Source organism: Clostridium oryzae (assembly GCF_002029235.1).
In the GTDB taxonomy this organism is placed as follows: domain Bacteria; phylum Bacillota; class Clostridia; order Clostridiales; family Clostridiaceae; genus Clostridium_AE; species Clostridium_AE oryzae.
Genome location: NZ_MZGV01000103.1, coordinates 1 through 10,047, shown reverse-complemented (window position 1 = coordinate 10,047; position 10,047 = coordinate 1). Strand labels below are relative to the sequence as shown.

General features: G+C 31.3%; 7 protein-coding genes and 1 rRNA gene. All 8 read left to right on the top strand.

Annotated features, from left to right (window positions below):
- The first annotated feature begins 498 nt into the window (after window positions 1-498).
- Window positions 499-1,842 carry a chromosomal replication initiator protein DnaA gene (gene dnaA / locus CLORY_RS21660; RefSeq protein WP_079428467.1) on the top strand — a complete coding sequence of 448 codons (1,344 nt, stop codon included), beginning with the start codon at window positions 499-501 and terminating at the stop codon, window positions 1,840-1,842.
- Between the two features lie 279 nt (window positions 1,843-2,121).
- On the top strand, window positions 2,122-3,225 hold the full coding sequence (dnaN, locus tag CLORY_RS21655; RefSeq protein ID WP_079428465.1) for a DNA polymerase III subunit beta: 1,104 nt from the start codon (window positions 2,122-2,124) through the stop codon (window positions 3,223-3,225).
- Between the two features lie 29 nt (window positions 3,226-3,254).
- A complete protein-coding gene (gene yaaA, locus CLORY_RS21650; RefSeq protein WP_079428463.1) occupies window positions 3,255-3,461 on the top strand; it encodes a S4 domain-containing protein YaaA in 207 nt (68 codons plus the stop codon).
- 61 nt (window positions 3,462-3,522) lie between these two features.
- A complete protein-coding gene (gene recF / locus CLORY_RS21645) occupies window positions 3,523-4,620 on the top strand; it encodes a DNA replication/repair protein RecF (RefSeq protein ID WP_079428461.1) in 1,098 nt (365 codons plus the stop codon).
- A gap of 2 nt (window positions 4,621-4,622) precedes the next feature.
- Window positions 4,623-4,883, top strand: a complete 261-nt coding sequence (gene remB, locus CLORY_RS21640) for an extracellular matrix regulator RemB (protein ID WP_079428459.1) — start codon at window positions 4,623-4,625, stop codon at window positions 4,881-4,883.
- A gap of 65 nt (window positions 4,884-4,948) precedes the next feature.
- Window positions 4,949-6,859 (top strand): DNA topoisomerase (ATP-hydrolyzing) subunit B, encoded by a 1,911-nt coding sequence (gene gyrB / locus CLORY_RS21635; protein WP_079428457.1) that lies wholly within the window; start codon window positions 4,949-4,951, stop codon window positions 6,857-6,859.
- A gap of 27 nt (window positions 6,860-6,886) precedes the next feature.
- Window positions 6,887-9,382 carry a DNA gyrase subunit A gene (gene gyrA, locus CLORY_RS21630; protein ID WP_079428455.1) on the top strand — a complete coding sequence of 832 codons (2,496 nt, stop codon included), beginning with the start codon at window positions 6,887-6,889 and terminating at the stop codon, window positions 9,380-9,382.
- A 534-nt stretch (window positions 9,383-9,916) separates the two neighbouring features.
- Window positions 9,917-10,047: ribosomal RNA gene (locus CLORY_RS21625) — 16S ribosomal RNA — on the top strand; the annotation flags it as partial.

The following is a 10,047-nucleotide window of genomic DNA, read 5'->3' as shown; positions in this document are numbered from 1 at the left end:
ATTCTTATATAAAATGTTATTTTCAAAAGAAAAGTTTTTAAATATAAATAACGGACCTCTGTTGATACTCATATATTAATTTTCGATATTAAAACAATATAAATTGTTGATAATCTTAATAATTTAATGTTTTTTGTGGATAACTTCTTGAATACATTTTTTCATTTTGATATTATTAGAGTTAGGTTGTGGATATCTTTTTATACACAAAGTTATCCACAGCTGTTGATAACTTTGTGTATAACTTGTTTTTTATTCTGTATTTTTTTATATTTGTTGATACTTTTTAAATCTAATTAATTCTTGTGCATTAGTTATAGTGTTATTTTTAGGCGTTTTTCTATAATGTTAATAATGTTGATATATATTTGTGCACAAAGTTTTGTTAATTTTTTTATACACATGTGAATATTTTTATTTATACTTGTCAACAAATTATAATATGCTATTTTATTTGTGGATAATTTTTATTTTACTTTTAGGACTGGAGGATAAAAAATGAACTCCCAATTAAATGACTTATGGGAAAAAACCTTAAATATAATTAGAGGTGAACTTACTGAAGTAAGTTTTAATACTTGGATAAAAAGTGTTGTCCCTTTATCTATTTCAAATACAACTATAAAATTAGGGGTTCCTAATGACTTTACTAAGGAAATCCTCGATACCAGATATAAGGATCTGCTAATGAATGCAATAAAAATAATTTCATCTAAAAATTACTCAATTGAATTTTATACAATACTACAAAATTCTAATGAAGATTCAGAAAATACTTCATTAGAAAAAAGTAGTGTACAAGTTTCTGATGAAATGCATTCAACTTTAAATCCAAAGTACACCTTTGATTCGTTCGTTATAGGAAATAGCAACCGTTTTGCTCATGCTGCATCTTTAGCAGTTGCAGAATCTCCAGCTAAAGCATATAATCCATTATTTATCTATGGTGGTGTTGGACTTGGAAAAACTCACTTAATGCATGCTATAGGACATTATATATTAAGTAATAATAGCAGGGCTCAAGTAGTTTACGTATCTTCTGAAAAATTTACAAACGAATTAATAAATTCTATTAAAGATGATACTAATGAAGATTTTAGAAATAAGTATAGAAATGTAGATGTTTTATTAATAGACGATATTCAGTTTATTGCTGGTAAGGAAAGAACTCAAGAAGAGTTTTTCCATACTTTTAATGCTCTTCACGATGCAAATAAGCAAATAATTCTTTCGAGTGATAGACCTCCAAAGGAAATTCCTACCTTGGAGGACAGATTACGTTCTAGGTTTGAATGGGGACTAATAGCTGATATACAACCACCAGACTTTGAAACTAGAATAGCAATTTTAAAGAAAAAAGCCGATGTTGAAAAATTGAATGTTCCTAATGACGTTATGGTTTATATAGCTTCAAAAATAAAATCTAACATTAGAGAATTGGAAGGTGCATTAATAAAAATAGTTGCTTATTCTTCGCTAATTAATAAAGAAATTAGTGTTGACATAGCATCAGATGCATTAAAAGATATTATTTCTAATAAGCAAACTAAACATATAACTATTGAATTAATTCAAGATGTAGTAGCCAGCTATTATAATCTAAAGATTGATGATTTTAAATCCCAAAGAAGAACTAGGAATGTAGCTTTTCCAAGACAGATTGCTATGTATTTATGTAGAAAGCTCACTGATATGTCACTCCCTAAGATAGGAGAGGAATTCGGTGGAAGAGATCATACTACTGTAATACATGCATATGAAAAAATATCAGATAGTCTTAATAATGACGAAGCTCTTCAGAATGCTATTAACGATATATCAAAGAAAATTACTCAAAAATAATTAACAGCTGTAAATAATAATATGATATTTATTTGTGGATAAATATCATTGGTTTTTTTTTATATAATATTGTGGATAAATCGTACTGTTTATGCTTATTTTATCCACAATTATTTTTGCGATAAAATCATTGCAAATTCTAGGCTTAAAGTACTTATCAACATATTAACAGCCCCTATTACTATTACTACTAAAAATATTATTATCCTATACTATATAATACAAGTAATGTGCTGTTGATAAATTTCAATATTTATTCTAAGGAGGATATAAACTCATATGAAATTCTTATGTCAAAAAAATAAATTACAAGAAGCTATATCTATTTCTCAAAAAGCTGTAACTGGGAAATCCACATTGCCTGTATTAGAAGGACTATTTATAAGTGCTAAAGATGATACTATTACAATTATTGGTTCAGATATTGACTTAAGTATAGAAAGTAAACTTGAAGCAAATGTATTTGAAAACGGAAATGTTGTAGTTGATTCAAAGTTACTTGGTGAAATAATTAGACGATTACCTAATGACGAAGTAGAAATAGAGACTTTAGAAAATAATATATTACAGATATCATGTCAAAAATCTAACTTTACATTAGTACATCTGAATGCTGCTGATTATCCTACTATCCCACACATAGATGAAGATATCGTCGTAAGTATTGAACAAAGTATAATGAAAAACATGATAAAAAGTACCATATTTTCAGTAGCTCAAGATGAAACGAGACCTATACTTACAGGGATTTTATTTGAAATTAGTGATAATAAACTCAATATGGTAGCTCTAGATGGTTATAGATTGGCAGTTAGAAGTGAAAGCTTCGACACTGATAAAAAAATAACAGCTGTTATTCCTAGTAAAACATTAAATGAAATATCTAAAATACTGGAAGATAGTGATGAAAAGCTAGATATCACTTTTACACAAAATCATATACTATTTAACTTGAAAAATACAAAAGTAATATCCAGACTGTTAGAAGGAGAATTTATAAAATATACTTCTATTATTCCCGAAGAATATAATTTAAAAATAAAAGCCAACAGAGTTGATATGCTAAATTGTATTGAAAGAGCATCTCTTATGGCAAAGGAAGGAAACACAAACCTAATTAAATTGAATATACAGGAAGACAACCTATTAATTACCTCTAATTCTCAATTGGGAAAGGTAAAAGAAGAGTTATCAATAATTTTGCAAGGTCAGCCTTTGCAAATTGCATTTAATTCTAAATATCTAATAGATGTACTAAAAACAATGGAAGAAGAAGAAATTTCCATGGAATTTACCAGTGCAGTTAGCCCTTGTATAATAAAAAATGTTAATATTGATAATTGTATATATTTGGTTTTACCGGTTAGATTATTAAATAATTAATATAAGAAAGGGGAAAATATTCTTAGATTATGAAAGAAATAAAAATTAATACAGACTTTATTAAGCTTGATTCATTTCTAAAATGGTGCGGAGCAGTTCAAAGCGGTGTAGAAGCAAAAATGTTTATTCTAGATGGTAAAGTGAAGTTAAACGGACAAGAAGAGACTAGAAGAGGAAAAAAAATATATAAAGGTGATATTATTGACTTCCAGGGTGAAACATATAGGGTAATTTGAAATTTTGTTGTATATGGTATAATAGTATTGGAGTTGATTTTATTGAAATATAGGTGTATTTATGCATGTAAAAAGTATACAATTGGCAGCATTTAGAAATTATGATTCATTAAGTATAGATTTAAACTCCAATATAAATATTTTTATTGGTGACAATGCTCAAGGAAAAACAAATATTCTAGAGAGTATATATATAACTGCCTTCGGAAAGTCTTATAGAACTAGCAGAGATAAAGAGCTGATCCAATGGAATCAGGATAAGGCCTACATAAATATCGATGTAGGAAGAGAGCGATTAGATAAAAAAATTGAAATAAAAATTTTTAAAGATGGAAAAAAAGCTATAAGAATCAATTCTATAAAAATCAATAAAATATCTGAACTTATAGGTATATGTAACGTCGTAATGTTTTCACCAGAGGATTTGAAGATAGTAAAAGAATCTCCATCAACACGAAGAAGATTTCTTGATATGGAATTATGCCAAATAGATAAACTCTATTATCATAACTTAGTTAGCTATAATAAAGCTCTTTCACAGAGAAATTCTATATTAAAAGAATATAAAGTGGATGTTTCTATGCTTGAAGTGTATGATTTGCAGCTTGCTAAATACGGGGAGTATATCATAAAAAAGAGAATTGAATATATAGATAAGCTTAATTTTTATGGAAAGAGTATACATCAAGATATAACTTCGGAAAAGGAAACTATTCATTTCAAATATTTAACCCAAATAAAAGAATTTACAAAAGTAAGAGAAAACTTGTATAATATGCTGGATAACAGTAAAACAAGGGATATGGAAAGACATATAACTTCCGTGGGTCCTCATAGAGACGATTTTACAATAAGTATAAATGGTGTAGATACAAAAAGCTTCGGTTCACAGGGGCAGCAGAGAACAGCTGTACTCACTATGAAATTTTCATCATTGAAAATTATAAAAGAAGTCTTAGGAGAGTATCCAATACTTTTATTAGATGATGTTTTGTCTGAATTAGACTTTAAACGAAAGAAGTATATATTATCGTCCATAAAAGATGTTCAAACGATAATAACATGTACAGGGATAGATGACATAAAAAATTATTTTAGTGATGCAGCTAATGTGTTTTATGTGAATAATGGTAATGTAACTTTAGAAAAGGAGGAATAGTAATGTTTTTACACCTTGGAGAAAATGTTGTGGTGCCAGTAAAAGACATAATAGGTATTTTTGATATTGAAAATTCAATGTATGGATCGGATACAGCTCAATTCTTGAGAATGGCGGAGGAAGATGGTTTTATTGAGAAAATAACGGATGAAAATCCGAAGTCTTTTGTAATTGCAGAGGTGAATAAGAAAAGTAAAATATATTTATCGCCAATTTCTTCTGTTACGTTAAGTAAAAGAACAGAGTTGGGATATACGGATTAATGATAATATAATAATTTATTTTTATGATTTAATAGATGAAGCTATATTAAACAAGGAGGATTTCCATGTTGGAAAATGAAAAGCAAGTATATGATGAAAATCAGATACAGGTATTAGAAGGCTTAGAAGCCGTTAGAAAAAGACCAGGAATGTATATTGGAAGTACTGGCTTAAGAGGATTACACCATCTAGTGTACGAAATTGTTGATAATAGTATAGATGAAGCGTTGCAAGGAATATGCACGCATATAGAGGTTACAATCGAGGCGGACAATTCTATTACTGTTGTTGATGATGGTAGAGGCATGCCTGTTGGAATACATCCTAAGATGAAAATTCCTACTGTTGAGGTTATTATGACGGTGCTGCATGCTGGAGGAAAGTTTGGCGGTGGAGGATATAAGGTTTCAGGCGGATTGCATGGTGTTGGAGCATCAGTAGTTAATGCATTATCTGAAACCTGTGAAATAATAGTAAAAAGAGATGGTGGTATTTGGAAGCAAAGCTACAGCAGAGGTAAGGTAACAAGTGCTTTTGAAAGGATCGGAGATAGTGACGCACATGGTACTACAGTAAGATTTAGGCCTGACACTGAAATCTTTGAAAGTACCGAGTTTGAATATGATACACTTTCACAAAGATTAAGAGAATTAGCATTTTTAAATAAAGGGATAAAGATAACTTTAAAGGATAATAGAGTTGATAAAACAGAAGTATACCAATACGAAGGCGGAATAAAATCCTTTGTAGAATACTTAAACAGAAATAAAGAAAAACTTCACGATGAACCAGTATATGTCGATGGAAAAAAGGATGACTATATAGTTGAAGTAGCTCTACAGTACAATGATGGCTACAATGAAAATATATTTTCATTTGCTAATAACATTGATACTGTAGAAGGAGGAACCCATCTAGTAGGTTTTAAAGCTGCATTGACAAGAGTTCTTAATGATTATGCGAAAAAATTTGGATATTTAAAAGAAAATGACAAGAATTTATCTGGAGATGATGTTAGGGAAGGTCTAACGGCTATTGTTTCAGTAAAGTTAGTAGATCCTCAATTTGAAGGTCAGACAAAAACTAAACTAGGCAACACAGAGGTTAGAGGTATAGTTGATACTATAGTTGCAGATGGTTTATCAATATTCCTTGAGGAAAATCCTGCTGTCGGTAAGATTATTATCGATAAGGGACTTCTTGCAGCTAGAGCAAGAGATGCGGCTAGAAAGGCAAGGGAATTTACAAGGAAAAGTGTACTACAAATATCATCTTTGCCTGGAAAATTAGCTGATTGTTCTTCCAAGGATGCCAGTGAATGTGAAATATATATCGTTGAGGGAGATTCAGCAGGCGGTAGTGCAAAACAGGGAAGAGACAGAAGATTCCAAGCTATACTTCCTTTAAGAGGAAAAATAATGAACGTTGAAAAACAAAGATTAGATAAAATACTTGGATATCAAGAAATAAGAGCCATGATAACTGCATTTGGTGGTGGTATAGGTAAAGATTTTGATGTAGAGAAAATAAGATATAATAGAATTATTTTAATGACGGATGCAGATGTTGATGGTGCGCATATAAGAACATTACTTTTAACCTTTTTCTACAGGTATATGACAGAACTTATAGAAGGCGGACACGTATATATAGCTCAACCTCCGCTCTATAAAGTTTCTAAAGGAAAAAAAGATTATTATGTTTATAGTGATAAAGAACTTGACAATATTCTTATAGAACTTGGTGGTAAAGATAACAACACAGATATACAAAGATACAAAGGTTTAGGCGAAATGGATGCTACACAGCTGTGGGATACTACTATGGATCCAGAAAAGAGAACTTTACGTAAAGTTGAAATTGATGATGCTATTGCTGCAGATGAAATATTTACAATTCTTATGGGAGATAAAGTTGAACCTAGAAGAGAATTTATACAGGAAAATGCTAAGAAAGTTGTAAATCTTGATATATAGTGATTGTATTAAAGAGGAGTGTATTTAATGAACAATGAGGGTAAAGTCTTATCTGTTGATATAAAACAGGAGATGAAAACATGCTATATAGATTATGCTATGAGCGTTATAGTGGGGCGTGCTCTTCCAGATGTAAGAGATGGCTTAAAACCTGTGCATAGAAGGATATTATACTCTATGTATGAACTTGGGTTAACCCCTGATAAAGGATATAGAAAATGTGCCAGAATAGTCGGAGATGTTCTTGGTAAATACCATCCACATGGAGACAGTTCTGTTTATGATGCATTAGTTAGATTAGCTCAGGATTTCTCTATAAGAAATACTCTAGTTGATGGCCATGGAAACTTTGGTTCTGTTGATGGTGACAGTGCAGCTGCTATGAGGTACACAGAAGCAAGGATGAATAAAATCACCCTTGAAATGCTTAGAGATATCAATAAGAATACTGTAGAATTTGTTCCAAACTTTGATGGAGAAGAAAAAGAGCCGTCAGTTCTGCCTTCAAGATTCCCTAATCTATTAGTAAATGGATCAGACGGAATAGCTGTTGGAATGGCTACCAAAATACCACCGCATAATCTTGGAGAGGTTATAGATGGTGTTGTTAAAATTATAGAGAATCCGGATATATCCATAAAGGAACTTATGACTGCAATTAAAGGTCCTGATTTCCCTACAGCTGGAATAATAAAGGGAACATCTGGAATAAGGGAAGCTTATGAAACAGGAAGAGGCAGGATAGTTGTAAGAGCTAATGCTGAGATTGAAGAAGAGCATGGAAAGCAGAAAATAATAGTAACTGAGATACCATACCAAGTTAATAAAGCTAGACTTATAGAGAAGATAGCTGAACTTGTAAAGGATAAGAGGATAGTTGGCATATCTGATTTGAGAGATGAGTCAGATAGAGAGGGCATGAGAATCGTTATAGAGATAAAGAAGGATGCCAATGCCAATGTTATATTAAATCAACTCTATAAACATACGCAAATGCAGGATACATTTGGTGTAATAATGATAGCACTTGTTGATAATCAACCTCAAGTACTGAATTTAAAACAAATTCTTGTTCATTATCTTGATTTCCAAGAGGATGTAATAAGAAGGAGAACTCGCTTTGATCTAGATAAAGCTCTTGCTAGGGCACATATCCTGGAAGGATTAAGAATTGCACTTGATCATATCGATGAAGTTATTAATTTGATTAGGTCTTCCAAAACTGCAGAACAGGCAAGAAATGGCCTAATGGAGAAGTTTGGACTTTCAGAAAAGCAGGCTCAAGCTATTCTTGATATGAGGCTACAGAGACTTACTGGGTTAGAAAGAGAAAAAATTGAGAATGAGTATAATGAATTACAAAAGAGTATAACTTACTTCCAAGAGGTACTTGAAAATGAAGAGCTTGTTCTTAAAATTATTAAAGACGAATTGATAGAAATTAAAACAAAGTATGCAGATGAGAGAAGAACAAAAATCGAAAAGAGTGAAACAGACATAGATATCGAAGATTTAATTGAGGAAAAAGAAGTCGTTATAACTCTTACTCATGCTGGATATATAAAGAGAATAGCAGAGGATACGTACAGTGCTCAAAGAAGAGGGGGAAGGGGCATACAGGCAATGGCTACTAAAGAAGATGACTTTGTAGAACATTTGTTTGTTACCTCAACACATAGCAATCTGTTATTCTTCACAAATAAAGGGCGAGCTTATAAACTTAAGGCTTATGAGATACCGGATGCAGGTAGAGCTGCCAAAGGAACAAACCTCGTTAATATTATACCTCTTATGCCTGATGAAACTATACAGGCTGTAATATCAATAAAAGACTTAATGGAAGATGGATACTTGACTATGGCTACTAAGAAAGGGCTTATAAAGAAGACTGAGTTAAAAGAATTCTCATCTATTCGTAAGAATGGTCTTATTGCTATTAACCTAAGAGATAATGATGAATTATTAAAGGTAAAAGTAACACGTGGAGATGCTGAAATAGTAATTGTTACTCAAGAGGGATATGCAATAAGGTTCAGTGAAAAAGATATAAGACCTATGGGAAGAACAGCTTCAGGTGTGAGAGCTTTAACACTTAGAGAAAATGATATAGCTGTTTCAATGGATATAGTAGTTCCTGATCAAGAACTTCTTGTTGTTTCTGAAAATGGGTTTGGTAAGAGAACATCACTAGAGGAATATGGTTTACAATCCAGAGGTGGAAAAGGCTTAAAAACTTATAAGGTTGCAGAAAAGACAGGTAAATTGGTTGGGGCAAGAGTTGTAAAGAATGATGATGAGCTGATGCTTATAAACAGCAATGGTGTTGCAATAAGGATAAATGTCTGTGATATATCTGTTACAAGCAGAAGTACTATGGGTGTAACTTTGATGAAAACCCAAGAGCAGGAACAGATAGTAGCACTTGCTAAGATTGCTAATAATGATGACGTTGACAATGATGAACTAGAACTTAATGATGATGGAAATCCAACTGGTCAAACTCCAGAAGATACTGATAACTAAAAAAATATTACTCTCTGAATAATTAGGAGAGTAATATTTTTTTCTATATAGGGAATTATATATAATTACAAGAAAAAAGTCTGTTACTTATCACAGTATTAAATGTTTTCAGTCACATAAACTATAACAAAAGAATATTATTATACGACTTCATAGATAATTAGTATAAAAAAACACATCCAAGTGTATCAGTATATAGAATAAAGAGAAAAAATGAGATAAAAAGAGTTATCAAGATATAAATTAAAATATTCATACTGAATGTTTTTTATTTATGTGTTATATGTGATAGAATACAACATGTTACGAGACGAAAGAAAATTTTCGTTGAAAGATAAAAAATATGTTGACATGAAATCAAAAACGTGTTAATATATAAAAGCTGTGTGACGAGAAGCAAGCAAATCAATTAAAGAAAGCAGCAAATATGGTCTTTGAAAATTGAACAGAGGAAAAAGGTAAAATAAATCGGCAATTCTGAGAGATCTCGAAAGAGATACTTGAGATAAAGTAAGTAAGAGCAAGACAAACTTTTAAATTGAGAGTTTGATCCTGGCTCAGGACGAACGCTGGCGGCGTGCCTAACACATGCAAGTCGAGCGAGAGACTTCGGTCTCTAGCGGCGGACGGGTGAGTAACACGTGGGTAACCTGCCTCATAGAGGG

Bases quoted from the DNA above. Each gene is read 5' to 3' on its own strand.
- dnaA (WP_079428467.1), top strand. From the start codon at position 499: ATGAACTCCCAATTAAATGACTTATGGGAAAAAACCTTAAATATAATT.
- dnaN (WP_079428465.1), top strand. From the start codon at position 2,122: ATGAAATTCTTATGTCAAAAAAATAAATTACAAGAAGCTATATCTATT.
- yaaA (WP_079428463.1), top strand. From the start codon at position 3,255: ATGAAAGAAATAAAAATTAATACAGACTTTATTAAGCTTGATTCATTT.
- recF (WP_079428461.1), top strand. From the start codon at position 3,523: ATGCATGTAAAAAGTATACAATTGGCAGCATTTAGAAATTATGATTCA.
- remB (WP_079428459.1), top strand. From the start codon at position 4,623: ATGTTTTTACACCTTGGAGAAAATGTTGTGGTGCCAGTAAAAGACATA.
- gyrB (WP_079428457.1), top strand. From the start codon at position 4,949: ATGTTGGAAAATGAAAAGCAAGTATATGATGAAAATCAGATACAGGTA.
- gyrA (WP_079428455.1), top strand. From the start codon at position 6,887: ATGAACAATGAGGGTAAAGTCTTATCTGTTGATATAAAACAGGAGATG.